Origin of the sequence: Kitasatospora cheerisanensis KCTC 2395, from assembly GCF_000696185.1 — a bacterium.
Taxonomy (GTDB): domain Bacteria; phylum Actinomycetota; class Actinomycetes; order Streptomycetales; family Streptomycetaceae; genus Kitasatospora; species Kitasatospora cheerisanensis.
Genome location: NZ_KK853997.1, coordinates 5790242 through 5817065 on the forward strand (window position 1 = coordinate 5790242; position 26824 = coordinate 5817065).

At 71.2% G+C, this 26824-nt stretch carries 24 protein-coding genes; 15 read left to right on the forward strand and 9 right to left on the reverse strand.

The window, feature by feature from the left end; all coding sequences use genetic code 11:
• Nucleotides 1–51 precede the first annotated feature (51 nt).
• The 4 genes from msrB to KCH_RS26160 form a co-directional block, all read right to left on the reverse strand.
• Nucleotides 52–456 carry a peptide-methionine (R)-S-oxide reductase MsrB gene (gene msrB / locus KCH_RS26145; RefSeq protein WP_035866990.1) on the reverse strand — a complete coding sequence of 135 codons (405 nt, stop codon included), beginning with the start codon at nt 454–456 and terminating at the stop codon, nt 52–54.
• A gap of 27 nt (nt 457–483) precedes the next feature.
• Nucleotides 484–1869 carry a UDP-N-acetylmuramate--L-alanine ligase gene (gene murC / locus KCH_RS26150; RefSeq protein WP_157032439.1) on the reverse strand — a complete coding sequence of 462 codons (1386 nt, stop codon included), beginning with the start codon at nt 1867–1869 and terminating at the stop codon, nt 484–486.
• Nucleotides 1870–1991: 122 nt separating this feature from the next.
• Nucleotides 1992–2456, reverse strand: coding sequence for an indole-3-glycerol phosphate synthase (locus KCH_RS26155; protein WP_157032197.1), 465 nt, complete (start codon nt 2454–2456; stop codon nt 1992–1994).
• Nucleotides 2457–2589: 133 nt separating this feature from the next.
• Nucleotides 2590–3366, reverse strand: coding sequence for a pyrimidine reductase family protein (locus KCH_RS26160; protein WP_035866995.1), 777 nt, complete (start codon nt 3364–3366; stop codon nt 2590–2592).
• A gap of 258 nt (nt 3367–3624) precedes the next feature.
• On the opposite strand from KCH_RS26160, the gene zapE reads away from it, so the two are divergent.
• From zapE to KCH_RS26180, 4 genes are all read left to right on the forward strand, one after another.
• A complete protein-coding gene (gene zapE, locus KCH_RS26165; protein ID WP_425268915.1) occupies nt 3625–4647 on the forward strand; it encodes a cell division protein ZapE in 1023 nt (340 codons plus the stop codon).
• A gap of 104 nt (nt 4648–4751) precedes the next feature.
• The gene (gene uvrB / locus KCH_RS26170; protein ID WP_084223928.1) at nt 4752–6842 is read left to right on the forward strand and encodes an excinuclease ABC subunit UvrB; all 2091 of its coding nucleotides are present in this window, start codon (nt 4752–4754) and stop codon (nt 6840–6842) included.
• A gap of 175 nt (nt 6843–7017) precedes the next feature.
• Nucleotides 7018–7596 (forward strand): TerD family protein, encoded by a 579-nt coding sequence (locus KCH_RS26175; RefSeq protein ID WP_035867004.1) that lies wholly within the window; start codon nt 7018–7020, stop codon nt 7594–7596.
• A 234-nt stretch (nt 7597–7830) separates the two neighbouring features.
• The gene (locus KCH_RS26180) at nt 7831–8814 is read left to right on the forward strand and encodes a TerC family protein (protein WP_035867007.1); all 984 of its coding nucleotides are present in this window, start codon (nt 7831–7833) and stop codon (nt 8812–8814) included.
• Between the two features lie 51 nt (nt 8815–8865).
• On the opposite strand, the gene KCH_RS26185 is transcribed toward KCH_RS26180, so the two are convergent.
• The gene (locus KCH_RS26185; protein WP_035867012.1) at nt 8866–9519 is read right to left on the reverse strand and encodes an MBL fold metallo-hydrolase; all 654 of its coding nucleotides are present in this window, start codon (nt 9517–9519) and stop codon (nt 8866–8868) included.
• Between the two features lie 47 nt (nt 9520–9566).
• Nucleotides 9567–10319 (reverse strand): maleylpyruvate isomerase family mycothiol-dependent enzyme, encoded by a 753-nt coding sequence (locus KCH_RS26190; RefSeq protein WP_051653467.1) that lies wholly within the window; start codon nt 10317–10319, stop codon nt 9567–9569.
• Between the two features lie 249 nt (nt 10320–10568).
• On the opposite strand from KCH_RS26190, the gene uvrA reads away from it, so the two are divergent.
• From uvrA to KCH_RS26245, 11 genes are all read left to right on the forward strand, one after another.
• Nucleotides 10569–13445, forward strand: a complete 2877-nt coding sequence (gene uvrA, locus KCH_RS26195; RefSeq protein ID WP_035867015.1) for an excinuclease ABC subunit UvrA — start codon at nt 10569–10571, stop codon at nt 13443–13445.
• A 105-nt stretch (nt 13446–13550) separates the two neighbouring features.
• Entirely contained in the window at nt 13551–13967 is a 417-nt protein-coding gene (locus KCH_RS26200; protein ID WP_035867019.1) for a Rieske (2Fe-2S) protein, read from the forward strand.
• 98 nt (nt 13968–14065) lie between these two features.
• Nucleotides 14066–16069 carry an excinuclease ABC subunit UvrC gene (gene uvrC / locus KCH_RS26205; RefSeq protein WP_035867023.1) on the forward strand — a complete coding sequence of 668 codons (2004 nt, stop codon included), beginning with the start codon at nt 14066–14068 and terminating at the stop codon, nt 16067–16069.
• The gene (rapZ, locus tag KCH_RS26210; RefSeq protein WP_425268826.1) at nt 16066–16950 is read left to right on the forward strand and encodes an RNase adapter RapZ; all 885 of its coding nucleotides are present in this window, start codon (nt 16066–16068) and stop codon (nt 16948–16950) included. The genes uvrC and rapZ overlap by 4 nt, the downstream gene beginning before the upstream one ends.
• Nucleotides 16951–17011: 61 nt before the next feature.
• Nucleotides 17012–18067 (forward strand): gluconeogenesis factor YvcK family protein, encoded by a 1056-nt coding sequence (locus tag KCH_RS26215; RefSeq protein ID WP_084223929.1) that lies wholly within the window; start codon nt 17012–17014, stop codon nt 18065–18067.
• The gene (whiA, locus tag KCH_RS26220; protein ID WP_014138611.1) at nt 18058–19038 is read left to right on the forward strand and encodes a DNA-binding protein WhiA; all 981 of its coding nucleotides are present in this window, start codon (nt 18058–18060) and stop codon (nt 19036–19038) included. The genes KCH_RS26215 and whiA overlap by 10 nt, the downstream gene beginning before the upstream one ends.
• Before the next feature lie 232 nt (nt 19039–19270).
• Complete coding sequence (gene gap / locus KCH_RS26225; RefSeq protein ID WP_035867031.1) at nt 19271–20278, forward strand: type I glyceraldehyde-3-phosphate dehydrogenase; 1008 nt, start codon at nt 19271–19273, stop codon at nt 20276–20278.
• Nucleotides 20279–20441: 163 nt separating this feature from the next.
• Nucleotides 20442–21647, forward strand: a complete 1206-nt coding sequence (locus KCH_RS26230) for a phosphoglycerate kinase (RefSeq protein WP_035867042.1) — start codon at nt 20442–20444, stop codon at nt 21645–21647.
• Between the two features lie 6 nt (nt 21648–21653).
• Nucleotides 21654–22439 carry a triose-phosphate isomerase gene (gene tpiA, locus KCH_RS26235; protein WP_035867045.1) on the forward strand — a complete coding sequence of 262 codons (786 nt, stop codon included), beginning with the start codon at nt 21654–21656 and terminating at the stop codon, nt 22437–22439.
• Nucleotides 22440–22527: 88 nt separating this feature from the next.
• Complete coding sequence (secG, locus tag KCH_RS26240) at nt 22528–22761, forward strand: preprotein translocase subunit SecG (RefSeq protein WP_035867047.1); 234 nt, start codon at nt 22528–22530, stop codon at nt 22759–22761.
• Between the two features lie 129 nt (nt 22762–22890).
• A complete protein-coding gene (locus KCH_RS26245; RefSeq protein WP_073814874.1) occupies nt 22891–23226 on the forward strand; it encodes an RNA polymerase-binding protein RbpA in 336 nt (111 codons plus the stop codon).
• Between the two features lie 203 nt (nt 23227–23429).
• On the opposite strand, the gene pgl is transcribed toward KCH_RS26245, so the two are convergent.
• The 3 genes from pgl to zwf are packed head-to-tail and all read right to left on the reverse strand — an operon-like array spanning nt 23430 to nt 26781.
• Complete coding sequence (gene pgl / locus KCH_RS26250; RefSeq protein ID WP_035867049.1) at nt 23430–24149, reverse strand: 6-phosphogluconolactonase; 720 nt, start codon at nt 24147–24149, stop codon at nt 23430–23432.
• Entirely contained in the window at nt 24146–25225 is a 1080-nt protein-coding gene (gene opcA, locus KCH_RS26255) for a glucose-6-phosphate dehydrogenase assembly protein OpcA (protein WP_035867052.1), read from the reverse strand. The genes pgl and opcA overlap by 4 nt, the downstream gene beginning before the upstream one ends.
• Nucleotides 25222–26781, reverse strand: coding sequence for a glucose-6-phosphate dehydrogenase (gene zwf, locus KCH_RS26260; RefSeq protein WP_051654044.1), 1560 nt, complete (start codon nt 26779–26781; stop codon nt 25222–25224). The genes opcA and zwf overlap by 4 nt, the downstream gene beginning before the upstream one ends.
• Between the last annotated feature and the right edge of the window lie 43 nt (nt 26782–26824).

Genomic DNA, 26824 nt, shown 5'->3' on the forward strand with positions numbered 1-26824 from the left:
CAGACCGAACCAGAGCGTTCAGTCTTCCACGGGGGCGGGCGTGGGCGCGCCCTACTCGGCGGGCTTCAGGCGCAGCGAGATCGAGTTGATGCAGTACCGCTGGTCCGTCGGCGTGTCGTAGCCCTCGCCCTCGAACACGTGCCCGAGGTGGCTGCCGCACTTCTTGCAGCGGACCTCGACCCGGCGCATGCCGAGCGTGCTGTCCTCCAGGTACTCCACCGAGTCGCCGGCCAGCGGCGCGTAGTACGACGGCCAGCCGCAGTGCGAGTCGAACTTCGTCTCGCTGCTGAACAGTTCGGCGCCGCACGCCCGACAGCTGTACACGCCGACGGTCTTGGTGTCGGTGTACTCGCCGACGAAGGGGCGCTCGGTGCCGGCTTCGCGGAGCACGTGGTACTCCTCGGGGGACAGCTCGGCCTTCCACTCGGCGTCGGACTTCTGGACCTCGTAGCTCACGGTGCTCTCCAGGGCTCGCCGTCGGACTCAGACAGCAGGTGCAACGTCCGCCAGGGCGGCCAGAATTTCCGGGCCCAGGTTGGTGACGTCGCCCGCGCCCATGGTCAGCACCAGGTCGCCGGGGCGGGCCAGGCCGGCCAGCACGGCGGGGGCGGCGGCGAACTCGTGCTCGGCCCGGACGTCCGCGCCGGCCCGGCGGGCCGCGTCGATGATCAGCTCGGCGGTGACGCCCGGGATCGGGTCCTCGCGGGCCGGGTAGATGTCCAGCACCACCGAGGCGTCGGCCAGCGCCAGCGCCTGCCCCATCTCCTCGGCCAGCTGCTGGGTGCGGGAGAACAGGTGTGGCTGGAACACCACCAGCACCCGGCCGGCGCCCGCGGCCTCGCGGATCGCCTCCAGGTCGGCGGCCATCTCGGTCGGGTGGTGCGCGTACGAGTCGATCACCTGCACGCCGCGGGCCTCGCCCTTCAGCTGCAGCCGCCGCCGGACGCCGGTGTACGCGCCGAGCGCCTTCGCCAGCCCGTCCGCCGGAACGCCCAGCGCGACGCCCGCGGCCAGCGCCGCCACCGCGTTGTGCGCGTAGTGCCGGCCCGGCACCGAGACGGTGAACGTCAGCCGCTCGCCGCCCAGTTCGACCGTCACCTCGCTGGTCATGCCGCGCGCGGCCACCGACAGCACCCGGACGTCGGCGTCCTCGGCGGCGCCGACCGTCACCACGTTCAGGCCGTCCCGGCCGGCGACCCGGCGGGTCAGCTCGCGGGCGCCCTCGTGGTCGGCCGAGACCACCAGGGTGCCGCCGGGGACGATCCGGCCGACGAAGGTCTCGAAGGACTCGTAGATCTCCTCCATCGACGCGTAGTTGGCGTGGTGGTCCAGCTCCACGTTCAGCACGATCGCCACCTCGGGCGCGTACTTGTGGAAGCTGCGGTCGCTCTCGTCGGCCTCCGCGACGAAGATCTCGCCCGCCCCGTGGTGCGCGTTCGACCCGGGCGCGTCCAGGTCGCCGCCGATCGCGTACGAGGGCTCCAGGCCCAGCTCGCCCAGGCTGACCGCCAGCATCGAGGTGGTGGTGGTCTTGCCGTGGGTGCCCGCCACCGCGAGCGCCCGGCGGCCGCCCATCAGCGCCGCCAGCGCGTCCGAGCGGTGCACCACCGGGACGCCGCGCTGCCGGGCGGCGACCAGCTCCGGGTTGTCGGCGCGGATCGCGCTGGAGACCACCACGCTGCTGGTGCCGGCCGGCAGGTGCTCGGCGGCGTGCCCGACGAACACCGTCGCGCCCAGCTCGCGCAGCGCCCGCACGGTCTCCGACTCCTTGGCGTCGCTGCCCGACACCGCGGCGCCGCGCACCGCGAGGATCTTCGCCAGGCCGGACATGCCGGCGCCGCCGATGCCGATGAAGTGCGGGGCGTGCAGGTCGTGCGCGGCGTCGTTCAAGGCTGGCTCCGTACTGGCAGTAGAGGAGGCGGAAGAGGTCGTCCCGTGAACCCTGTAGCTCCACGGTTCACGGGACGATTCTGCCCTAATCGGCAGGGCGGTCAGGATTCGCTGGCGAACAGCTTGAGCACCGGGACGCCGACCTCGTGCCGGGCACGGGAGGCCCAGTCGCGGTGGAAGAACTCCTCGACGAAGTGCGGCGAGGTCAGCACCAGCACCTCGTCGGCCCGGTTCTCCTCCACCACCTCGCGCAGCCGCACCAGCGGCTGCTGCTCGACCACCTCGCCGACCGCCTCCGCCCCCGCCCGCCGCAGGTGCCGCAGGCTGTGTTCGAGGGACTCCCCGGCCAGGGTCGGGGCCGTGTCGGCCGGTTCCTCGCGCTCGTGCACCGCCTGGTCAAGATGGCCGAGGGCCACATCGTCCAGGGCGCGCAGCAGTTCGTCCTGCTTGCCGCGCGGTTGCATCAGGACGACGAAAGACACCTGCTCCTCGCCGTGGAGGGTGGTGACCAGTTCCACGTCGGCGTCGGACAGTGCCTTTTCGATCATCAGTACGGTCTTGAACACGTGAGTCCCTTCGCTGGTACGGGCCCCCGGGTCCGGTTTCCTCAGCCCCTCCTTCATAGTGCCCGGAGGAAGGATTCCTCACGCTGCACACGCGCCACACGGAACACATGATCCACATCGGTCAGGAAGTGGCTCAGGTGAGGGCGGGGTCGCTCGGGGAGCGGTCCGGATCGGTCGACCGCAGATAGCGGGTGAAGAGGAAACCTTTCTCCTCGATCAATGACACCAGCCGCATCCGCCGGACGTCCGCGATTTGCGGCCCGTTCACGATCCTCGGTGAATCACCCGCTGTCACCAACGGGGCCAGCGAGAGGCACAACTCGTCCAGCAGACCGTCCGCCGCGAGCTGGCCGAGCAAGCGGGGACCGCCCTCCGAGAGCTGGCGGTGCCAACCACGCTCCGTGAGCGCCGCCACCGCCCGGGGGAGGTCCACCGACCCCGTTCCTGCGGTGATCACATCGGCTGCCGCGGCGGTCCGGGCGAGCTTCTCCGACGGCGCGTCCTCCGTGGTGATCACCACCGTCGGCACCAGCGGGGACGCGAACAGCGGTGCCGAGAGGTCCAGGTCCAGGCTCCGCGTCACCACCGCGATCACCGGTGCCGGGAGCTGGCCCGCGGCCCGCCGCCGCTCGGCGAACTCCGCCCGCGCCCGACCCGGCCGGTACCCCTCCGCCCGCACCGTCTCCGCACCCACCAGCACCACGTCGCACAGCGCGCGCAGCACCCCGAAGATCCGCTTGTCCGCCTCGCTGGACAGGCCGTCCGAGAGACCGTCCAGCCGGGCCGCGCCGTCCAGCGACGCCACCATGTTCGCCCGCAGCCACGGGCCGTCCGACGGGTACGCGTACGCCTCCGCCAGCCACTCCAGACTGCCGGGGGTGCCGGGGGTGTTGCCGAGAAGTTGTTCCATGGCACCGAGTCTCGCAGCAGGCGGGCGGGCCGACGGGCGGACGCCGCGAGGGCGCGAAACCCGGGCGCGGGGAGCTGCGCGAAGCGGGAGGCGCCCGACCGCGGGACCGCGACGCAGGCCGGCGGCTCGCAGGCGGTCGCGACCTTGCGGACGGGTGTGCGCCTGCCGCGCAGTTCCCCGTGCCCCCGGTGCCTCCTGTCGGCCGCTCGCCCACCTGTACGCTGGTTCTTCGTGTCTGCACCTGCCTCGGAGTCCGAAATCCGTACCGTGACAGCCCTCGCCTCCCGGCGGCCGGTGGTCCCGGCCGAGCGGCTGGTGGCCGAGATGGTGCCGCCGCCACGGTTCGCCGGCGTCAGTTTCGGCAGCTACCTGCCGGATTCCTCGCAGCCGAGCCAGTACGAGGCCGTGCAGATCCTGGAGTCGTTCGCGGCGAGCCTGAACGCGGGCGCGGAGCCGGTCAGGCGCGGCTGGTTCCGGCGGTCCGCGCCGGCGCCGAGCGGGCCGGCGGGGATCTACCTGGACGGCGGCTACGGCGTAGGAAAAACGCATCTGCTGGCGTCGCTCTGGCACGCCGTGCCGGGCCCGAAGGCGTTCGGCACCTTCGTGGAGCTGACCAACCTGGTCGGTGCGCTGACCTTCCAGGGCGCGGTGAAGACGCTGAGCTCCCACCGGCTGCTGTGCATCGACGAGTTCGAGCTCGACGACCCGGGCGACACCGTGCTGGTGTCCACCCTGCTGAGCCGGCTGGTGGAGAACGGCGTCAAGCTCTGCGCGACCTCGAACACGCTGCCGGAGAAGCTCGGCGAGGGCCGGTTCGCCGCCGCGGACTTCATGCGGGAGATCCAGGGCCTGTCCGCGCACTTCCGCCCGGTGCGGATCGACGGCCAGGACTACCGCCACCGCGGACTGCCGGACGCGCCCCCGCCGTACTCGGACGCCGAGGTGACCGCCCGCGCCGAGCGGGCCCCGGGCGCCTCGCTGGACGACTTCGACACGCTGCTGGAGCACCTGAAGGAGGTGCACCCCAGCCGCTACGGCGCGCTGCTGGACGACATCGGCGCCGTCTTCCTGCGCGGCGTGCGGCAGGTCGACGACCAGTCGACCGCGCTGCGCCTGGTGGTGCTGGCGGACCGGATGTACGACCGGGAGCTGCCGATCACCGCGTCCGGCGTGCCGTTCGACCAGGTGTTCACCGAGGAGATGCTCCGCGGCGGCTACCGCAAGAAGTACCTGCGGGCGGTCTCCCGCCTGGTGGCGCTGGCCCGCGACTCCGCGAAGTAGGGCCCGGGCCGTACCGGCCGGCGGTCGTGCCGGACCCGCCGGTGACCACCGCCGGCGGCCGGCGCCGGGCCCGGAGTGTCGGTGGGCGGTCGTACCGTGGAGGCGTGCGTCCCATCACGAGTATCGAGCGGTCCGTGGCGCCCTTCGAGGTCGTCAGCCCCTACCAGCCCAATGGTGACCAGCCGGCGGCCATCGCCGAGCTGGAACGCCGGATCCGCGCGGGGGAGAAGGACGTCGTCCTGCTCGGTGCGACCGGTACCGGCAAGTCGGCCACCACCGCGTGGATGATCGAGAAGCTGCAGCGCCCCACCCTGGTGATGGCGCCGAACAAGACGCTGGCCGCGCAGCTGGCGAACGAGTTCCGCGAGCTGCTGCCCAACAACGCCGTCGAGTACTTCGTCTCGTACTACGACTACTACCAGCCTGAGGCGTACGTCCCGCAGACGGACACCTACATCGAGAAGGACTCCTCGATCAACGAGGAGGTCGAGCGGCTGCGCCACTCCGCCACCAACAGCCTGCTCACCCGGCGGGACGTCGTGGTGGTGGCCTCGGTGTCCTGCATCTACGGCCTCGGCACGCCGCAGGAGTACGTGGACCGGATGGTCCGGCTGAAGGTCGGCGAGGAGGTCGACCGGGACGCGCTGCTGCGCCGCTTCGTCGACATCCAGTACACCCGCAACGACCTGGCGTTCAGCCGCGGCACCTTCCGGGTGCGCGGCGACACCATCGAGATCTTCCCGGTGTACGAGGAGCTCGCCGTCCGGATCGAGATGTTCGGCGACGAGATCGAGGCGCTGTACACGCTGCACCCGCTGACCGGCGAGGTGATCAGCCAGGACGACTCGGTCTACGTCTTCCCCGCCTCGCACTACGTGGCCGGCCCGGAGCGGATGGAGCGGGCGGTCAACGACATCGAGCGGGAGCTGGAGCAGACCCTCGCCCGGATGGAGAAGCAGGGCAAGCTGCTGGAGGCCCAGCGGCTGCGGATGCGCACCACCTACGACATCGAGATGCTGCGCCAGATCGGCACCTGCTCGGGCGTGGAGAACTACTCGATGCACTTCGACGGCCGCGAGCCCGGCTCGCCGCCGAACACCCTGCTCGACTACTTCCCCGAGGACTTCCTGCTGGTCATCGACGAGTCGCACGTGACGGTCCCGCAGATCGGCGCGATGTACGAGGGCGACGCCTCGCGCAAGCGCACGCTGGTCGAGCACGGGTTCCGGCTGCCCTCGGCGATGGACAACCGGCCGCTGAAGTGGGAGGAGTTCCAGGAGCGGATCGGCCAGACCGTCTACCTGTCGGCGACCCCGGGCAAGTACGAACTGGCGCGCGGCGACGGGCAGGTGGAGCAGATCATCCGCCCGACCGGCCTGATCGACCCCGAGGTGATCGTCAAGCCGACCGAGGGCCAGATCGACGACCTGGTGCACGAGATCCGGCTGCGGGTGGAGAAGGACGAGCGCGTCCTGGTCACCACGCTGACCAAGAAGATGGCCGAGGACCTCACCGACTACTTCCTCGGCCTGGACATCCGGGTCCGCTACCTGCACAGCGACGTCGACACGCTGCGCCGGATCGAGCTGCTGCGCGAGCTGCGGGCCGGCGAGTACGACGTGCTGGTCGGCATCAACCTGCTGCGCGAGGGCCTGGACCTGCCCGAGGTGTCGCTGGTGGCGATCCTGGACGCCGACAAGGAGGGCTTCCTGCGCTCCGGCACCTCGCTGATCCAGACCATCGGCCGTGCCGCGCGAAACGTCTCCGGCCAGGTGCACATGTACGCCGACAAGATCACCCCGGCGATGGACCTGGCGATCTCCGAGACCAACCGCCGGCGCGCCGTCCAGCAGGCGTACAACGAGGAGCACGGGATCGACCCGCAGCCGCTGCGGAAGAAGATCGGCGACCTGCTGTCCACCATGGCCGGCGAGGACGTCGACACCGAGGAGCTGCTCGCCACCGGCTACCGCCAGCAGGGCAAGGGCAAGGCCCCGGTGCCGTCGCTGGGCATCGACCGCAAGCCGGCCAAGAGCCTGCCCGCGGCCGAACTCGCCCAGCTGATCCAGGACATGACGGACCGGATGCACACCGCCGCCGCCGAGCTGCAGTTCGAGGCGGCGGCCCGGCTGCGCGACGAGGTGAAGGAGCTCAAGCGCGAGCTGCGCCAGATGCGCGAGGCCGGGATGGCCTGATCCGGAGGTCCGAAACAGCCCGTCATGTCGTGGTTCTGCCACAGTCTCGCCGTCCCGGACCGGGGCGGCGGGGCGGCGGCGTAGGGTGGTGCGCGGCCGGCCCGGTGCCAGGACGCTCCTGGCGCGCCCGGTCGCGTGCGAGGGCCGGGGCGACCCGGCGGAAGGGGTGGTCGGTGTGTCGGTGAACCTGGCCAAGGGTCAGAGCGTCAGCCTGGCGAAGTCCAGCGGCGGGGAACTGAGCGTGGTCCGGATGGGCCTCGGCTGGAAGTCCGCTCCGGGCAAGCGCGGCTTCTTCAGCCGCCGCCCGAAGGAGATCGACCTGGACGCGTCCGCGCTGCTGTACGACGGCAGGGCGATGAGCGACGTGGTGTTCTTCTCGCACCTGGTCAGCAACGACGGATCGGTGCAGCACACCGGCGACAACCTGGTCGGCGGCGCCGGCGGCGAGGACGACGAGAGCATCCTGGTGGACCTGACCAAGGTGCCGCGCCGGGTGACCCAGATCGTGTTCACCGTCAGCTCGTACAGCGGCCAGAACTTCCTGGAGGTGCAGAACGCGCACTGCCGGCTGGTCGACGAGAGCACCGGCAAGGAACTGGCCCGCTACGAGCTCACCGGCGGCGGCAACCACACCGGGCAGATCATGGCCAAGGTGGAGCGGGACGGCACGGGCTGGAAGATGACCGCGATCGGCGCCCCCGCCAGCGGCCGCACCTTCCGGGACATGCTGCCGTTCATCGAGCCCTTCCTGTAGGCCGCGCCCTTTACCTGCGAGGGCATCCCTTTACCTTCTTTACCTTCCCTTGGTTCTCCTGTTACTCTCGACGGGAGCGGAGGGGAGTATTCCCCGTTCAGTGACCCCGTCATCACGGGTGCCCGTCGCGGCATCCCGGGGCGCTGGCCGTGCGGTGCCGACCGATGGGCGCGCCGCGCGGCGGAAGAGACCTCCGGCAGTGACGATGTTCGCCTAGCTGCCGGAGGAGCAGTCATGGACGTTTCCGCAGGCCTGTGGGCCGGCACCATCGCGGTGCTGGCCCTGTTGATCCTGGCCGATTTCTTCATCGGCGGCCGCAAGCCGCACGAGGTCTCCATCAAGGAGGCCGGGATCTGGACGGCGGTCTGGGTCGTGCTGGCCCTGCTGTTCGGCGGTTTCCTGGCCTGGTACGGCGGTGGGAAGCCGGCCGGGGAGTTCTTCGCCGGCTACATCACCGAGAAGTCGCTCAGCGTCGACAACCTGTTCGTGTTCATCCTGATCATGGGCAAGTTCGCGGTGCCGAGGATCTACCAGCAGCGCGTGCTGATGTTCGGCGTGATCATCGCGCTGGTGCTCCGCGCGGTGTTCATCGCCGGCGGTGCGGCGCTGGTCTCCAGCTTCTCCTGGGTGTTCTACCTGTTCGGCGCGTTCCTGGTGTGGACGGCCTGGAAGCTGATCAAGGAGGCCCGGGCCGAGGAGGAGGGCGAGGAGGACTTCGAGGAGAACCGCCTGCTCAAGTCCATCCAGAAGCGCGTCCCGTCCACCGAGCACTACCACGGCACCAAGCTGTTCGTCCGTGAGCACGGCCGCCGGCTGATGACCCCGATGCTGATCGTGATGATCGCGATCGGCACCACCGACGTGCTGTTCGCGCTGGACTCGATCCCGGCCATCTTCGGTCTCACCCAGGACCCGTACATCGTCTTCACCGCCAACGCCTTCGCGCTGATGGGCCTGCGGCAGCTGTACTTCCTGATCGGCGGCCTGCTGAAGAAGCTGGTCCACCTGTCCTACGGGCTGTCGGTGATCCTCGGCTTCATCGGCGTGAAGCTGGTGCTGCACGCGCTGCACGAGAGCGGCGTGCACGTGCCGGAGATCAGCATCCCGGTCTCGCTGGGCTTCATCCTGGTCACCCTGGCGGTCACCACCGTCACCAGCCTGATCGCCTCGCACCGGCAGAACGAGGACTCCGACAAGCCGGAGAAGATCGAAGCCTGACGCATGCGCGAGGGCCCCCGCCGAAGCCTCGGCGGGGGCCCTCGCGCATGCTCACCAGCCGCGCTCGCGCCACTCCGGCAGGTGCGGGCGCTCGGCGCCCAGGGTGGTGTCGCCGCCGTGGCCCGGGTAGACCCAGGTCTCGTCCGGGAGGACGTCGAAGATCTTCTCGTTGACGTCCCGGTACAGCGAGTCGAACGCGGCCGCGTCGCCCCAGGTGTTGCCCACCCCGCCCGGGAACAGGCAGTCGCCGGTGAACAGGTGCGGGTGGCCCTGCGGGTCGTCGTAGACCAGCACGATCGCGCCGGGGGTGTGGCCGACCAGGTGGCGGACCGTCAGCTCGATCTGCCCGAACCGGAGCACCGAGCCGTCCTCCAGCGCGACGTCGGTGGGCACGTCGATGCCCTCCGCGTCGATCCGGCCGGCCGCGGTGCGCGCCCCGGTCGCGGCGACCACCTCGGACAGCGCGGCCCAGTGGTCGCGGTGCCGGTGGGTGGTGACCACCACGGCCAGCCGGCTGCCCACGGTCTCCAGCAGCACCGGGGCGTCGGCAGCCGCGTCGATCAGCAGCTGCTCGTCGGTGGCCCGGCAGCGCAGCAGGTAGGCGTTGTTGTCGTACGGCCCGACCGCCACCTTGGTGATGATCAGGTGGGCCAGCTCCCGGACGTCCGGCGCGCCGCCGACCTTGACCGCTCCGTGGTACGTCATCACGCCGCTCCTCGCTGTCGCTGGGGGTGTCCCGTCAACCGGCACCATCATCCCATCGGGGGGAGCTCGGGCAGCGAGGTGCGCGCGTCGACCAGGCCCTCGTGGCCGCGGTGCACCTGCAGGCCGTCGCCGTTCGAACGGCCGGACAGCCAGCCGGTGAGCGCCCGCACCGGCCCCTCGGCGACCAGCTGCGGCTCGCCGTCGCCGCCGAGCCGGGCCTCCAGGCCGGCGTCCTCGGCGACCAGCCGGACCGCGGGGAGGCCGTCGAGCGCGCCGAAGTGCGCTCCCAGGCGGCGGAACTCGGCGATCGCGAACGGCTCCGGCCAGTGCGCCGGGGTGTAGCCGGCGTTCAGGTCGACGTGGTGGTACTCCAGCTCGGCCAGCCGCTTCCCGGGCAGCTGCCAGGCCGGGAAGGTGTAGCCGGAGCGGTGGGTGAGGACGGTCTGCCAGTGCTCGGGGGCGAGCTCCCGGGCGGCGTCCACGAACCGCTGCTGGCTGTCGCGGATGTCGGCCAGCTGCACGTCCAGCGGCCGGCCGGAGCCGGCCTCGATGTCGGCGTCCCGGGCGGCCGGGCTGGCGTACTGGGGAAGGTTCTCGCCGGTGCGGGCGTTGGACAGGAGGATCACCAGGGAGTCCGCGTTGCGGGCGAGGTGCGTCAGCACGTGGCCGCGGGTCCAGCCCGGCAGGCCGGACGGTTCGAACACCTCGTCGGGCTTCAGCTCGGCCAGGGTGTGCAGCAGGATCTCGGTGCTCTCGACAGTGGCCCGCAGCTGCTCGGCCGCGGTGGTCGCGTCGCTCATCGGATGGTGCCTTTCGACGGTCGGTGGAGCGGTTCAAGGCGGTTCGGGGTGCTTCTCGACAGGGCCCGGGCCGTTGCCAGGACCGGCTGTCAGTCGTTGACGCTACCGTCGGGCGCGGGTGCCGTTCACTCGTCCGGGTGGACCCCGCTGGACAGGTTCGATATTCGAACTGATGAGCTAGTACGCTGGCGGGCGCATCCTGGAAGAAGCAGACCTCACATTTCGACCCGGAGAAAGGCGCCAGTTACTGTGGCAGACCGCCTCGTCGTCCGCGGTGCACGCGAGCACAACCTCAAGAACGTCTCGCTCGACCTGCCCCGGGATTCCCTCATCGTCTTCACGGGCCTCTCCGGGTCCGGCAAGTCCTCGCTCGCGTTCGACACGATCTTCGCCGAGGGCCAGCGGCGCTACGTCGAGTCGCTGTCCTCGTACGCCCGCCAGTTCCTCGGGCAGATGGACAAGCCGGACGTCGACTTCATCGAGGGTCTCTCCCCGGCCGTCTCGATCGACCAGAAGTCCACCAGCCGCAACCCGCGGTCCACCGTCGGCACCATCACCGAGGTGTACGACTACCTGCGCCTGCTGTTCGCCCGGATCGGCAAGCCGCACTGCCCGCACTGCGGGCGCCCGATCGCCCGGCAGTCGCCGCAGGCCGTCGTCGACAAGGTGCTGGAGCTGCCCGAGGGCACCCGGTTCCAGGTGCTCAGCCCGGTCGTCCGGGAGCGCAAGGGCGAGTTCGTCGACCTCTTCGCCGACCTGCAGTCCAAGGGCTACGCCCGTGCCCGGGTGGACGGGCAGACCATCCAGCTGACCGAGCCGCCGACGCTCAAGAAGCAGGAGAAGCACACCATCGAGGTGGTCATCGACCGCCTCACCGTGAAGTCCAGCGCCAAGCGGCGGCTCACCGACTCGGTGGAGACCGCCCTCAAGCTGGCCGGCGGCATGGTGGTGCTCGACTTCGTCGACCTGCCGGAGGACGACCCCGAGCGCGAGAAGATGTTCTCGGAGCACCTCTACTGCCCGTACGACGACGTCTCCTTCGAGGAGCTGGAGCCGCGCTCCTTCTCCTTCAACTCCCCGTTCGGCGCCTGCCCCGACTGCTCGGGCCTGGGCAACCGGATGGAGGTCGACCCCGAACTGCTCGTCCCCGACGAGGAGAAGTCGCTCGACGAGGGCGCCATCCACCCGTGGTCGCAGGGCGCCACCAAGGAGTACTTCCAGCGGCTGGTCGACGCGCTGGCCGGCGAGCTCGGCTTCCGCACCGACATCCCGTGGGCCGGGCTGCCCGCCCGCGCCCGCAAGGCGCTGCTGTACGGCCACAAGACCCAGGTCGAGGTGCGCTACCGCAACCGGTACGGCCGCGAGCGCTCCTACACCACCGCGTTCGAGGGCGCCGTCCCGTTCGTGACGCGGCGGCACTCCGAGTCCGAGAGCGACTCCAGCCGCGAGCGCTTCGAGGGCTACATGCGCGAGGTGCCCTGCCCGACCTGCAAGGGCACCCGGCTCAAGCCGGTGGTCCTGGCGGTGACGGTGATGGAGAAGTCCATCGCCGAGGTCTCCGCCATGTCGATCAGCGACTGCGCGGACTTCCTCGGCGCGCTGCGCCTCGACGCGCGGGACAAGAAGATCGCCGAGCGGGTCCTCAAGGAGGTCCTGGAGCGGCTGCGCTTCCTGGTCGACGTCGGCCTCGACTACCTGTCGCTGAACCGCGCCGCCGGCACCCTGTCCGGCGGCGAGGCCCAGCGCATCCGGCTGGCCACCCAGATCGGCTCCGGCCTGGTCGGCGTGCTGTACGTGCTGGACGAGCCCTCCATCGGCCTGCACCAGCGCGACAACCACCGGCTGATCGAGACCCTGGTCCGGCTGCGGGACATCGGCAACACCCTGATCGTCGTCGAGCACGACGAGGACACCATCAAGACCGCCGACTGGATCGTCGACATCGGCCCCGGCGCCGGCGAGCACGGCGGCAAGGTGGTGCACTCCGGTTCGCTCAAGGAACTGCTGAAGAACGAGGAGTCGCTGACCGGCCAGTACCTGGCGGGCAAGCGCGGCATCCCGATCCCGGTCGCCCGCCGGCCGCGCGACAAGAAGCGCCAGATCGTGGTGCACGGCGCCCGCGAGCACAACCTGAAGGACGTCACGGTCGCCTTCCCGCTGGGCACCTTCACGGCCGTCACCGGCGTCTCCGGCTCCGGCAAGTCCACGCTGGTCAACGACATCCTGTACTCGCACCTGGCCCGCGAGCTGAACGGCGCCCGCAGCGTCCCCGGCCGGCACACCCGGATCACCGGCACCGACCTGGTGGACAAGGTGGTGCACGTCGACCAGTCGCCGATCGGGCGGACGCCGCGCTCCAACCCGGCCACCTACACCGGCGTGTTCGACCATGTGCGGCGGCTGTTCGCGGACACCCAGGAGGCCAAGGTCCGCGGCTACCTGCCGGGCCGGTTCTCGTTCAACGTCAAGGGCGGCCGCTGCGAGAACTGCTCCGGCGACGGCACCATCAAGATCGAGATGAACTTCCTGCCGGACGTCTACGTCCCCTGCGAGGTCTGCCACGGCGCCCGCTACAACCGGGAGACGCTGGAGGTCCACTACAAGGGCAAGTCCATCGCCGAGGTGCTGGACATGCCGATCGAGGAGGCCCTCGACTTCTTCGAGGCCGTCCCCGCGATCGCCCGCCACCTGCGCACCCTCAAGGAGGTCGGCCTCGGCTACGTCCGGCTCGGCCAGCCCGCGACGACGCTGTCCGGTGGCGAGGCGCAGCGCGTCAAGCTCTCCGCGGAGCTCCAGAAGCGCTCCACCGGGCGGACGGTCTACGTCCTCGACGAGCCCACCACCGGCCTGCACTTCGAGGACATCAGCAAGCTGATCAAGGTCCTGGAGGGCCTGGTCGAGAAGGGCAACACGGTCATCGTCATCGAGCACAACCTCGATGTCATCAAGACCGCCGACTGGCTCGTCGACATGGGTCCGGAGGGCGGCGCCGGCGGCGGCACCGTCGTGGTCGAGGGCACCCCGGAGGAGGTCGCGGCCTTCACCGCCAGCCACACCGGCAAGTTCCTGCGGGACATCCTGCCGGGCGTCTCGGACGCGACGCCGGTGAAGCGCCGGAAGAAGTAGCCGAAGGGTTGGCCGGAACCGCCCGGGGAGTCGCCAGGCTCCCCGGGCGGTCCGTGTTGTGCGTGCTAGGTTGCTGGCGCCCTTCCCCGCACCGAGGAGTTCCCGATGTCCGAGCCCGTCGCGTCCCGCCGTACCGTCCTCTGCTGCGCGGCCGTCGCGCTGGCCGGTGCCACGGCGGCCGGCTGTTCGTCGAACGGCGGCGGCAAGGAGGCGGCCAAGTCCGCCGGCCCGATCGACCTCGGCAGCGCGGCGGACGTCCCGGTGGGCGGCGGCAAGGTGTACCGGGAGCAGGCCGTGGTCGTGACGCAGCCGACCGCAGGCCAGTACAAGGCGTTCAGCGCGAAGTGCACGCACGCCGGGTGCCTGGTCAACGGCGTGGTCAAGGAGCAGATCCAGTGCCTGTGCCACGGCAGCCGGTTCGGCATCTCCGACGGCGCGGTGCAGGACGGGCCGGCGCCGAAGCCGCTGCCCGAGTACCAGGTCGCGGTGCAGAACGGAAACCTCCAGGTCACCAAGGCCTGACGGCCGGCCGGCAGCGGGCCGCAGGGCCTGCCCGGTAGGAGGTGTCCGACTGACGGCGCGCGCACCGCACTGTCACCCGCAGTCGGTACGGTAGGGGCATGGCTGACCCGTCCACCTACCGACCGGCTCCGGGGGCGATCCCGCTCTCGCCCGGGGTGTACAAGTTCCGTGACGCGCACGGGCGGGTCATCTACGTGGGCAAGGCGAAGAGCCTGCGCCAGCGCCTGTCCTCGTACTTCCAGGACGTCGCCAACCTGCACCCGCGCACCGCGACGATGGTGACCACCGCGGCGTCGGTGGAGTGGACGGTGGTGTCCACCGAGGTCGAGGCGCTGCAGCTGGAGTACTCCTGGATCAAGGAGTTCGACCCGCGGTTCAACGTCAAGTACCGCGACGACAAGAGCTACCCGGAGCTCGCGGTCACCCTGAACGAGGAGTTCCCGCGGGTCCAGGTGATGCGCGGCGCGCACAAGAAGGGCGTGCGCTACTTCGGCCCGTACGGGCACGCGTGGGCGATCCGCGAGACGGTCGACCTGCTGCTGCGGGTGTTCCCGGTGCGGACCTGCTCGAACGGCGTGTTCAAGCGCGCCCAACAGGTCGGCCGCCCCTGCCTGTTGGGCTACATCGGGAAGTGCGCGGCGCCCTGCGTCGGCCGGGTCACCGCCGACGAGCACCGCGAACTCGCCGAGGAGTTCTGCGACTTCATGGCCGGCCGGACGGGCAACTACCTGCGGCGCCTGGAGGCGCAGATGCAGGAGGCCGCCGCCGACATGGAGTACGAGAAGGCGGCCCGGCTGCGCGACGACCTGGGGGCGCTGCGCCGCGCCATGGAGAAGAACGCGGTGGTGCTGGCCGACGGCACCGACGCCGACCTGCTCGCCCTCGCCGAGGACGAACTCGAGGCGGCCGTGCAGATCTTCCACGTCCGCGGCGGCCGGGTGCGCGGCCAGCGCGGCTGGGTCACCGACAAGGTCGAGGACGTGGACACGGCCGGCCTGGTCGAGCACGCGCTGCAGCAGCTGTACGGCGCGGGCACCGAGCCGGTGCCGCGCGAGGTGCTGGTCCCGGCGGTGCCGGAGGAGGCCGTCCGGGAGTGGCTGTGCACGCTGCGCGGCTCCCAGGTCGACCTGCGGGTGCCGCAGCGCGGCGACAAGAAGGACCTGATGGAGACGGTCCAGCGCAACGCCCAGCAGGCGCTGGCGCTGCACAAGACCAAGCGCGCCTCGGACCTGACCACCCGCAGCCGGGCGCTCCAGGAGATCGCCGACGCACTGGAGTTGGACTCGGTGCCGCTGCGGATCGAGTGCTTCGACATCTCGCACCTCCAGGGCGAGGACGTGGTGGCCTCGATGGTGGTGTTCGAGGACGGCCTGGCCCGCAAGAGCGAGTACCGCCGGTTCCAGATCAAGGGCTTCGAGGGCCAGGACGACGTCCGCTCGATGCACGAGGTGATCAGCCGCCGCTTCCGCCGCTACCTCCAGGAGCGCGAGCAGACCGGCGAGTGGGCCGTCCCGGAGGAAGTGCCGGACGGCGACGAGGCGTTGACCGACGAGAACGGCCGCCCCAAGCGCTTCGCGTACCCGCCGCAGCTGCTGGTGGTCGACGGCGGGCAGCCGCAGGTCGCGGCGGCGCAGCGGGCGCTGGCCGAACTCGGCATCGACGACGTCGCGGTGTGCGGCCTGGCGAAGCGCCTGGAGGAGGTGTGGCTGCCCGGGCAGGACGACCCGGTGGTGCTGCCGCGCTCCAGCGAGGGCCTGTACCTGCTGCAGCGGGTCCGCGACGAGGCGCACCGCTTCGCCATCGGCTACCAGCGTTCCAAGCGGGCCAAGCGGCTCACGGCGGGGGAACTGGACTCCGTCCCCGGCCTCGGAGAGACTCGCCGCCGGGCCCTGCTGAAGCACTTCGGTTCGCTGAAGAAGCTGCGGGCGGCCACCGTCGACGAGCTGTGCGAAGTCCCGGGCATCGGGCGCCGGACCGCCGAGACTGTTGCCGCAGCCTTGGCCTCCCGTACACCTGCCGCATTCGCGGTCAACACCGCGACCGGCGAGATCATCGAAGACAGCACCGCCACAGCAGTACCGAGAAGCGGGGAAGAGACGTGACTGTGTCCAACGGGGGAGAGAGCACCCCCGAGCTGGTGATCATCTCCGGCATGTCCGGGGCGGGCCGCTCCACCGCGGCCAAGTGCCTGGAGGACCTCGGCTGGTTCGTGGTCGACAACCTGCCGCCGGCGCTGATCCCCACCATGGTCGACCTGGGGGCCCGCTCGCAGGGCGCGGTGCCGCGGATCGGCGTGGTCGTCGACGTGCGCGGCCGCACCTTCTTCGACGACCTGCTGACCTCGCTGGAGGAGCTGGAGAAGCGCGGCGTCCGGCTGCGGGTGGTGTTCCTGGACTCCTCCGACGACGCCCTGGTGCGCCGCTTCGAGTCGGTGCGCCGCCCGCACCCGCTGCAGGCCGACGGCCGGATCGTCGACGGCATCGCCCAGGAGCGCGAGCTGCTGCGCGAACTGCGCGGCGAGGCCGACCTGGTGGTCGACACCTCGAACCTCAACGTGCACCAGCTGCGCGCCAAGATGGACGCCCAGTTCGCCGGCCAGGACGAGCCGGAGCTGCGCGCCACCGTGATGTCCTTCGGCTTCAAGTACGGCCTGCCGGTCGACGCCGACCTGGTCGTGGACTGCCGCTTCCTGCCCAACCCGCACTGGGTGCCCGAGCTGCGGGCCCGTACCGGAACCGACCCGGACGTGGCAGAGTACGTGTTCCAGCAGCCCGGCGCGCAGCCGTTCCTGGACGGCTACACCGAGCTGCTGCGGATCATCACCGAGGGCTACCGGCGCGAAGGGAAGCGCTACATGACGCTTGCCGTAGGCTGCACCGGAGGCAAGCACCGCAGCGTCGCGATGTCCGAGCAGCTGACGAAGCGTCTGATCGCGGACGGGGTCGAGACGGTGCTGGTCCACCGGGACATGGGCCGGGAGTAGCGGCCGGGAACCCCCCGTACCGCCGCCCCGGCCGAGCACGAGACAGGAACATGGGGTCGGCGTGACGGGATACGTGCCAGCGCGGCAGCAGCTCCGGACCAGACCTGCCGAGCGGTCCGCCGCACCGCGCCCCGGCGCGCCGAAGATCGCCGCGCTGGGCGGCGGCCAGGGGCTGTCCGCGTCGCTGTCCGCGCTGCGCCGGCTCACCACCGAGCTGACCGCCGTGGTCACCGTCGCCGACGACGGCGGCTCCAGCGGCCGGCTCCGCGCCGAGCTCGGCGTGCTCCCGCCCGGCGACCTGCGCAAGGCGCTGGCCGCGCTGTGCGGCGACGACGACTGGGGCCGCACCTGGTCCGAGGTGATCCAGCAGCGCTTCACCGGCACCGGCGAGCTCGGCGGCCACGCGGTCGGCAACCTGCTGATCGTCGCGCTGTGGGAGAAGCTCGGCGACCCGGTCGAGGCGCTGAACTGGGTCGGCCGGCTGCTGAACGTGCAGGGCCGGGTGCTGCCGATGTCCGCCGTCCCGCTGGACATCGAGGCGCAGGTCCGCGGCCACGACCCGCTGCGGCCCGGCGAGGTGACCGCGGTGCGCGGCCAGGCCTCGGTCGCGGTCACCCCCGGCACCGTGCAGTCGATCCGGCTGCTCCCGGACGGGCCGCCGGCCGTCCCGGAGGCCGTGCAGGCCGTCCTGGAGGCGGACTGGGTGGTGCTCGGCCCCGGCTCCTGGTTCACCAGCGTGCTGCCGCACCTGCTGGTGCCGGACCTGGCCAAGGCCCTCACCGAGACCCGGGCCCGCCGGCTGCTCACCCTCAACCTGGCCCCGCAGCCCGGCGAGACCGAGGGCTTCACCCCGCAGCGCCACCTGGAGGTGATCGCCGACCACGCCCCCGAGCTGGCCGTGGATGCGATCCTGGTGGATGAGCGGGCCGTCAGCGGAGGAGCTTTCGGGCTCGCCGACCTGACCGGCCTGGAGCAGGCCGCGAAGCGGATGGGCGCCGCCCTGGTGCTCGACCGGGTGGCCCGGGCCGACGGCACCCCGCGACACGACCCGGAGCTCTTGGCCGCAGCGTACGACCGGATTTTCCGGACTCATGGAAGGATCGGCCCATGGCGATGACGGCAGCGGTGAAAGACGAGATCTCCCGGCTTCCCGTCACCCGTGCCTGCTGCCGCAAGGCGGAGGTCTCGGCGATCCTGCGTTTTGCGGGCGGACTGCACATTGTGAGCGGCCGCATCGTGATCGAGGCGGAGCTGGACACCGGCATTGCGGCACGGCGGCTGCGCAAGGACCTCCTGGAGATCTTCGGACACTCCTCGGATCTGGTGGTGATGGCCCCCGGCGGGCTGCGACGCGGCAGCCGGTACGTGGTGCGGGTGGTGAAGGACGGCGAGCTGCTGGCCCGGCAGACCGGGCTGGTGGACGGACGCGGACGGCCGATCCGGGGCCTGCCCCCGGCGGTGGTGTCCGGCGCGACCTGCGACGCGGAGGCCGCCTGGCGCGGCGCGTTCCTGGCGCACGGCTCGCTCACCGAGCCGGGCCGCTCCTCCTCCCTGGAGATCACCTGCCCCGGCTCGGAGGCGGCGCTCGCCCTGGTCGGCGCGGCCCGCCGGCTCGGCATCCCCGCCAAGGCCCGCGAGGTGCGCGGCGTGGACCGGGTGGTGATCCGCGACGGCGACGCGATCGGCGCGCTGCTCACCCGGCTCGGCGCGCACGAGTCGGTGCTGGCCTGGGAGGAGCGCCGGATGCGCCGCGAGGTCCGGGCCACCGCCAACCGGCTGGCCAACTTCGACGACGCGAATCTGCGCCGCTCGGCCCGCGCCGCGGTCGCCGCGGGCGCCCGGGTCCAGCGCGCGCTGGAGATCCTCGGCGAGGAGGTGCCCGAGCACCTGGCCGCGGCCGGCGCGCTGCGCATGCAGCACAAGCAGGCCTCGCTGGAGGAGCTCGGCGCGCTCGCCGACCCGCCGCTGACCAAGGACGCGGTGGCCGGCCGGATCCGTCGCCTGCTGGCGATGGCCGACAAGCGCGCTGCCGAACTCGGCCTGCCCAACACCGAAGCCAACCTGACCGAGGAGATGGCCCTGAACTGACGGGCCGTCAGCCTGGTGAAACGCAACCCCGAAGGGGCGTGCGGAGCATGACGCGGCATCCGCCGCGGACAAGCCCGCCCGCCCCTTTCGGCCATGTGGGCCCTTGCGCCCTACCGGTGAGGCGATGTGCCTTGCGACACTTGAGGGAGGTAGGGTCAGCAGTGGTCGGGGAAAACCCAAAATTTCACCCCCGTCGGGCTCCGGCCCGGCGTACCTGTTAGGAGATCGGTTCGTGACGATCCGGGTAGGCATCAACGGGTTCGGCCGCATCGGCCGCAACTTCTTCCGTGCGGTCAAGGCCCAGGGCGCGGACATCGAGATCGTCGGTGTCAACGACCTGACCGACACCAAGACTCTGGCTCACCTGCTCAAGTACGACACCACTCTCGGTACCTTCCCCGGCGAGGTCTCGCACACCGAGGACACCATCACCGTCGATGGTCACACCTTCAAGGTCACCGCCGAGCGTGACCCCGCGAACCTCCCCTGGGCCGAGCTGGGCGCCGACATCGTCGTCGAGTCCACCGGCATCTTCACCAAGGCCGAGGGTGCGAAGAAGCACCTGGCGGCCGGCGCGAAGAAGGTCGTCATCTCGGCGCCCGCCACCGACGAGGACATCACCATCGTGCTGGGCGTCAACGACGACAAGTACGACGCGGCCGCGCACCACATCATCTCGAACGCCTCCTGCACCACCAACTGCGTGGCGCCGATGGCGAAGGTGCTGGACGAGAACTTCGGCATCGTCAAGGGCCTGATGACCACGGTGCACGCCTTCACCAACGACCAGGTCACCCTGGACTTCCCGCACAAGGACCTGCGTCGCGCCCGCGCCGCCTCGCAGAACATCATCCCGACCTCGACCGGTGCCGCCAAGGCCACCGCCCTGGTCCTCCCGCAGCTGAAGGGCAAGCTGGACGGCACCTCGCTGCGCGTCCCGGTCCCGACCGGCTCCATCACCGACCTGGTGGTCACCCTGGAGCGCGAGGTCACCAAGGACGAGGTCAACGCCGCGTTCCAGAAGGCCGCCCAGGAAGGCCCGCTCAAGGGCAAGCTGGCGTACACCGAAGACCCGATCGTCTCCTCGGACATCGTGAACGACCCGCACTCCTGCATCTTCGACTCGCAGCTGACGATGGTTCAGGGGAACCAGGTCAAGGTGCTCGGCTGGTACGACAACGAGTTCGGCTACTCCAACCGCCTCGTCGACCTGGTCGCCATCGTCGGCGAGCAGCTCTGACTCCCAGCGGTAGCTGACGTGACGTAAGGGGCAGGGCCCGGACGGCTGTCACCGCCGACCGGGCCCTGCCGCTGCGCCCACCCTCGTCCGTCCTACCCTCCCTGGTGACTCGCTGCCCCGTGTCACCGTCTGCCGATCCACCCATCGAGGAGCAAGCAAGACCGTGAAGACGATCGAAGACCTGGAGGTCTCCGGCAAGCGGGTGTTCGTCCGCGCCGACCTCAACGTGCCGCTGTCCGGTGACACCATCACCGACGACGGCCGGATCCGCGCCGTCGCGCCGACCATCGCCAAGCTCGTCGAGCGCGGCGCCCGCGTGGTCGTCGCCTCGCACCTGGGCCGCCCGAAGGGCGAGCCGGACCCGAAGTTCTCCCTCGCGCCGGTGGCGGTCCGCCTCGGCGAGATCCTGGGCCGCCCGGTGGCGTTCGCCACCGACACGGTCGGGGACAGCGCGAAGGCCACCGTCGCCGCCCTCGGCGACGGCGAGGTCACGCTGCTGGAGAACCTGCGCTTCAACGCCGGCGAGACCTCCAAGGACGACGCCGAGCGCGGCGCCTTCGCCGACCAGCTGGCCGCCCTGGCGGACCTGTACGTCGGCGACGGCTTCGGCGCGGTGCACCGCAAGCACGCCTCCGTCTACGACCTGCCGGCCCGGCTGCCGCACGCCGTCGGCGACCTGATCGCCACCGAGGTGGGCGTCCTCAAGCGCCTCACCGAGGACGTGGCCCGCCCGTACGTGGTGGTGCTCGGCGGCTCGAAGGTCTCCGACAAGGTCGGCGTGATCGAGAACCTGCTCGGCAAGGCCGACCGGATCCTGATCGGCGGCGGCATGATGTACACCTTCATCGCCGCCCAGGGCCACGGCGTCGGCGCCTCGCTGCTCCAGGAGGACCAGATCCCGGTCGTCCAGGACTACCTGAAGCGCGGCGCCGAGCAGGGCGTGGAGTTCGTGATCCCGCTGGACACCGCGGTGTCCGGCTCCTTCCCGGACGTCAAGGGCGGCGCCCCGGTCGAGGACTTCGCGGTCGTCGACGTGGACGCCATCCCGGACGGCGCGCTCGGCCTGGACATCGGCCCGAAGACCGCGCAGCTGTTCGCGGAGAAGATCGCCGACGCGAAGACCGTGTTCTGGAACGGCCCGATGGGCGTGTTCGAGCACCCGGCGTTCGCCGACGGCACCCGGGCCGTGGCCCAGGCGCTGGTCGACTCCGACGCGTTCACCGTGGTCGGCGGCGGCGACTCGGCGGCGGCGGTCCGCACCCTGGGGTTCGACGAGGCGAAGTTCGGACACATCTCGACCGGCGGTGGCGCGAGCCTCGAGTACCTGGAGGGCAAGACCCTTCCCGGTCTCGCCGCCCTGGAGGACTGAGAACACATGACTGAGCGTCTCCCGCTGATGGCGGGCAACTGGAAGATGAACCTCGACCACCTCGAGGCCATCCGCCACACCCAGAAGCTGGCGTTCACGCTGGCCGACAAGGACTACGCGGCCGTCGAGGTCGCCGTCCTGGTCCCGTTCACCGACCTGCGCTCCGTGCAGACCCTGGTCGACGGCGACAAGCTGAAGATCAAGTACGGCTCGCAGGACATCTCCCAGCACGACGGCGGCGCCTACACCGGCGAGGTGTCCGGCCCGATGCTGTCGAAGCTGAACTGCGCCTACGCGGTCATCGGCCACTCCGAGCGCCGCCAGTACCACGGCGAGAACGAGGAGATCGTCAACGCCAAGGTGAAGGCCGCCTACCGCAACGGGATCACCCCGATCCTGTGCATCGGCGAGCCGCTGGACATCCGCAAGGCCGGCACCCACGTCGAGTACACCCTCGGGCAGCTCGACGGCGCGCTGGACGGCGTCCCGGCGAGCGACGCCGAGACCATCGTGGTCGCGTACGAGCCGGTCTGGGCGATCGGCACCGGCGAGGTCGCCACCCCCGAGGACGCGCAGGAGGTGTGCGGCGCGATCCGGGCCCGGCTCGCCGAGCTGTACACCCCCGAGCTGGCCGGCAAGGTCCGCGTCCTGTACGGCGGTTCGGTCAAGTCCTCGTCGGCGGCCGGCCTGATGGCCAAGCCCGACATCGACGGCGGACTGATCGGCGGCGCCTCGCTGGACGCCGACGAGTTCGTCAAGATCGTGCGCTACCGTGACCAGGCAGTAGGCTAACGCCGCCGCAGCAACGTAGGCTTTGGGGCCGGACCGCGAAGAGCGGGCCCGGCCCCTTCGCCGAAGATTCGAGAGAGTTGGTCCCGTCGTGGTTCTCGGGTTCGAGATTGCTCTGATCGTCCTCAGTGCGCTGATGATCCTGCTGGTGCTGCTGCACAAGGGCAAGGGCGGCGGCCTGTCCGACATGTTCGGCGGCGGCGCGATGTCCACCGGTGGCGGCTCCGCGGTGGCCGAGCGGAACCTCGACCGCATCACCATCGTCGTCGGCCTGGCCTGGTTCGCCTGCATCATCGTGCTCGGGCTGCTGCTGAAGGGCAACTGACGCCCGACAACTGACGCGAAGTCGGCGGGCGATGGTGGCACAGGCTTAACCGCCGCTTACACTAGGACGACTTCGCCACCGTCCGCCCAGCCGCGGCCGGACGGCACCAGCACGCAGGGGAGTCAGACCGTGGCAAGTGGCAACGCGATCCGAGGCAGCAGAGTCGGTGCCGGCCCGATGGGAGAGGCGGAGCGCGGCGAGTCCGCCCCCCGCAACCGGATCTCCTTCTGGTGCGCCAACAAGCATGAGACGCGCCCCAGTTTCGCCGCGGAGGCGGCCATCCCGGACACCTGGGACTGCCCCCGCTGCGGGTTCCCGGCCGGCCAGGACGAGCACAACCCGCCCGCCCCGGCCCGCAACGAGCCGTACAAGACCCACCTCGCCTACGTGCGCGAGCGGCGGACCGACGCGGACGGCGAGGCGATCCTCGCCGAGGCGCTGGCCAAGCTGCGCGGCGAGATCTGAGCCGTTCGGCAACGCGAAAGCCGCCCACCCGGGAGTGATTCTCCGGTGGGCGGCTTTCTGTTTGAGGCGGCCGTCCGACCGGGGACGGGGTTCCCGGGCGGGCGGCCTTCTGTTCGACGCGTTCCCCTTCGCGCAGTTCCCCGCGCCCCTGGCGGGGCGCGGGGAACGGGTGGCCGGTTCGGCGGAAGGGCCCTGACGGGGTGTCAGGCGAGCTTGCCGGCGGCGGCCTCGTCGAGGAGCCAGAGGGTCTGCTCGGTGCCCTTGACCGCGCCGGCCGGGGCCGTGCCCGGGTCGGGGGCGGTGCGGGCCAGTGCGACGGCGTCGGCCTTGTCCGCGCCGGCGGCGAGGAGCCAGACCTGCCGGGCGGCGCGCAGGGCGGGCAGGGACAGCGAGATGCGGGTGGGCGGCGGCTTCGGGGAGTCGTGGACCGCGATCACCGTACTGCCGGTCTCCCGGATCCCGGGATGGCCGGGGAACAGCGAGGCGACGTGGGCGTCCGGGCCGACGCCCAGCAGCAGGACGTCGAACACCGGGTCGGCCGCGGCGAGTTCCGCGGCGTACCGGGCGGCGGCCTCCTCGGCGGGGGCGCCGTCGTCGGCGGGCATCTCGTGGATGCGGGCGCCGAGCGGCCGGACGGCGTCCAGGAACGCGGCCGCCTGGACGGCGTTGCGCTCCGGGTCGCCGGCCGGCAGGTAGCGCTCGTCGCCCCACCACAGCTCGACCCGCGCCCAGTCGACCGCGTCGCGCGCCGGGTGGGCGGCGAGCGCGGCGAGCAGGGCGTTGCCGTTGCGGCCGCCGGTGAGCACCAGGTGGGCGGTGCCGCGCGCGGCCTGGGCGTCGACGGCGGCGGTGATCAGCCGGGCGGCGACCGCCTCGGCCATCAGCGCCGGGTCGCGGTGGACCAGGACGCGTTCGCCGCTCACTGCGCGCTCTTCTTGCGGGCGGCGGCCTTCTTGGTGGCGGCGGGCGTCTCGCGCTCGCCGACCGCGTGCTCCTCGACCTGCTCCGCGACCTTCTCCGCGACGTGCTGCTCGACGGTGCCGCCGGGGCCAGCGTGCTCGACTCCGGCGATCCGCTCGCGCAGCCGGTCCACGGGGGTCCGGACGGCGGTGGCGTAGATGTCGTCGGGGTCGAGGCGGCGCAGTTCCTCGGCGATCAGCTCGGCGGTGTCGCGGCGCTTGAGCGCGACCATGCGGTCGGGCGCGCCGGGCATCGACAGGGTGCCGAGCAGGCCGTCGGGGCGGTCCAGGACGATGTCGCCGTCCTTGGTGCGCAGGATGACGGCGGTGATGCCGGGGCCGCCGGTGACGACCCGCTCGACCGGTACCCGCAGGCGGTTGTGCAGCCACAGGCCGAGCAGTTCGACGCTGGGGTTGTACGACTCGCCCTCGACCACCGCGGCGGTGATCTCCACGTCGCGCTGGTCGAGCGCGGCGGCCAGCATCGAGCGCCAGCCGGTGATCCGGGTCCACGCCAGGTCGGTGTCGCCGGGGGTGTAGCCGGTGGCCCGCTGGGCGAGCTGGCCGACCGGCGACTCGGCGGTGACCGCGTCGGTGATCCGGCGCTGGGCGAGCGCGCCCAGCGGGTCCTGGGCGGGGTTGAGCGGCGCGTTGTCCGGCCACCAGACCACCACGGGGGCGTCCGGCAGCAGCAGCGGCAGCACCACCGACTGGGCGTGCGCGGCGAGTTCGCCGTGCATGCGCAGGATGACCGTTTCGCCGCTGCCGGCGTCGCTGCCGACCAGGATCTCCGCGTCCAGCCGGGTCTCGGCCCGGGCGCGGGGCGAGCGGCCGGCCCGCTTGATGACGGCCAGGGTCCGCGAGGGGTGCTCGCGGGAGGCGTCGTTGGCGGCCTTCAGGGCGTCGTAGGCGCTGCCCTCGTCGGTCACGATGACCAGGGTCAGCACCATGCCGGCGGCGGTCGAGCCGCTGGCCCGCCGGGCGTCCATCAGGGCAGCGTTGATCTTGCTGGACGTGGTGTTCGTCAGGTCGATCTTCATGGCCGGCGCCAGCTCCTGCCGTCTCGTGCGAGCATCTCGTCCGCCTCGACCGGGCCCCAGGTGCCGGCCGGGTACTGCGCGGGTTTGCCGTTGGCGTCCCAGTACTGCTCGATCGGGTCGAGGATCTGCCAGGACAGCTCGACCTCCTGGTGCCGCGGGAAGAGGTTCGCGTCGCCGAGCAGGACGTCCAGGATGAGGCGCTCGTACGCCTCGGGGCTGGACTCGGTGAACGACTCGCCGTAGGCGAAGTCCATGGTGACGTCGCGGACCTCCAGCGCGGTGCCGGGGACCTTCGAGCCGAAGCGCACGGTGACGCCCTCGTCCGGCTGGACGCGGATCACCAGGGCGTTCTGGCCGAGCTCCTCGGTGGCGTAGGAGTCGAACGGCAGGTACGGGGCCCGCTGGAAGACCACCGCGATCTCGGTGACCCGGCGGCCCAGCCGCTTGCCGGTGCGCAGGTAGAACGGCACGCCCGCCCAGCGCCGGTTGTTGATCTCCAGCTTGATGGCCGCGTAGGTGTCGGTCTTGGACTCGGGGTTGATGCCGTCCTCGTCCAGGTAGCCGAGCACCTCCTCGCCGCCCTGCCAGCCGGAGGTGTACTGGCCGCGCACGGTGTGCTTGCCCAGGTCGGCGGGGAGCTTGACGGCGGAGAGCACCTTCAGCTTCTCGGCCACCAGCGCCTTCGGGTGGAAGGACGCCGGCTCCTCGATCGCGGTCAGCGCCATCAGCTGGAGCAGGTGGTTCTGGATGACGTCCCGGGCCGAGCCGATGCCGTCGTAGTAGCCGGCCCGGCCGCCGATGCCGATGTCCTCGGCCATGGTGATCTGCACGTGGTCGACGTACGACCGGTTCCAGATCGGCTCGAACATTTGGTTGGCGAAGCGCAGCGCCAGGATGTTCTGGACGGTCTCCTTGCCCAGGTAGTGGTCGATCCGGAAGACCTCGTCGCGGGGGAAGACCTCGTGGACGATCCGGTTCAGCTCCTGGGCGCTCTCCAGGTCGTGGCCGAACGGCTTCTCGATGACCGCGCGGCGCCAGGAACCCGCGGGCGGGTCGGTGAGGCCGTGCTTCTTGAGCTGCTGGACCACGGTGGGGAAGAACTTCGGCGGGACCGACAGGTAGAACGCGAAGTTGCCGCTGGTGCCCTGCGCCTGGTCGAGTTCCTCGATGGTGCGGCGCAGGGTGTCGAAGGCCTCGTCGTCGCCGAAGTCGCCCTGGACGAACCGCATGCCCTTGGCGAGCTGCTGCCAGACCTCCTCGCGGAAGGGGGTGCGCGCGTGCTCCTTGACGGCGTCGTGCACCACCTGCGCGAAGTCCTCGTCGGCCCACTCGCGTCGGGCGAAGCCGATCAGCGAGAAGCCCGGCGGCAGCAGGCCGCGGTTGGCGAGGTCGTAGATCGCCGGCATCAGCTTCTTGCGCGACAGGTCGCCGGTGACGCCGAAGATCACCAGTCCGGACGGGCCGGCGATCCTCGGGAGCCGGCGGTCGGCGGGGTCCCGCAGCGGGTTGACGGGCCGGCTCGGGGTGTCTCCCGCGGCCGGCTCCGTTCCCTCCACGTCCGGGTACGGCTGGGTGTTGCTCACTGTGGTGTGCTCCGCT

Bases quoted from the DNA above. Each gene is read 5' to 3' on its own strand.
- tpiA (WP_035867045.1), top strand. From the start codon at position 21,654: ATGACTGAGCGTCTCCCGCTGATGGCGGGCAACTGGAAGATGAACCTC.
- uvrC (WP_035867023.1), top strand. From the start codon at position 14,066: ATGGCTGACCCGTCCACCTACCGACCGGCTCCGGGGGCGATCCCGCTC.
- KCH_RS26160 (WP_035866995.1), bottom strand. From the start codon at position 3,366: ATGGAACAACTTCTCGGCAACACCCCCGGCACCCCCGGCAGTCTGGAG.
- whiA (WP_014138611.1), top strand. From the start codon at position 18,058: ATGGCGATGACGGCAGCGGTGAAAGACGAGATCTCCCGGCTTCCCGTC.
- KCH_RS26190 (WP_051653467.1), bottom strand. From the start codon at position 10,319: ATGAGCGACGCGACCACCGCGGCCGAGCAGCTGCGGGCCACTGTCGAG.
- KCH_RS26200 (WP_035867019.1), top strand. From the start codon at position 13,551: ATGTCCGAGCCCGTCGCGTCCCGCCGTACCGTCCTCTGCTGCGCGGCC.
- KCH_RS26185 (WP_035867012.1), bottom strand. From the start codon at position 9,519: ATGACGTACCACGGAGCGGTCAAGGTCGGCGGCGCGCCGGACGTCCGG.
- opcA (WP_035867052.1), bottom strand. From the start codon at position 25,225: ATGAAGATCGACCTGACGAACACCACGTCCAGCAAGATCAACGCTGCC.
- KCH_RS26180 (WP_035867007.1), top strand. From the start codon at position 7,831: ATGGACGTTTCCGCAGGCCTGTGGGCCGGCACCATCGCGGTGCTGGCC.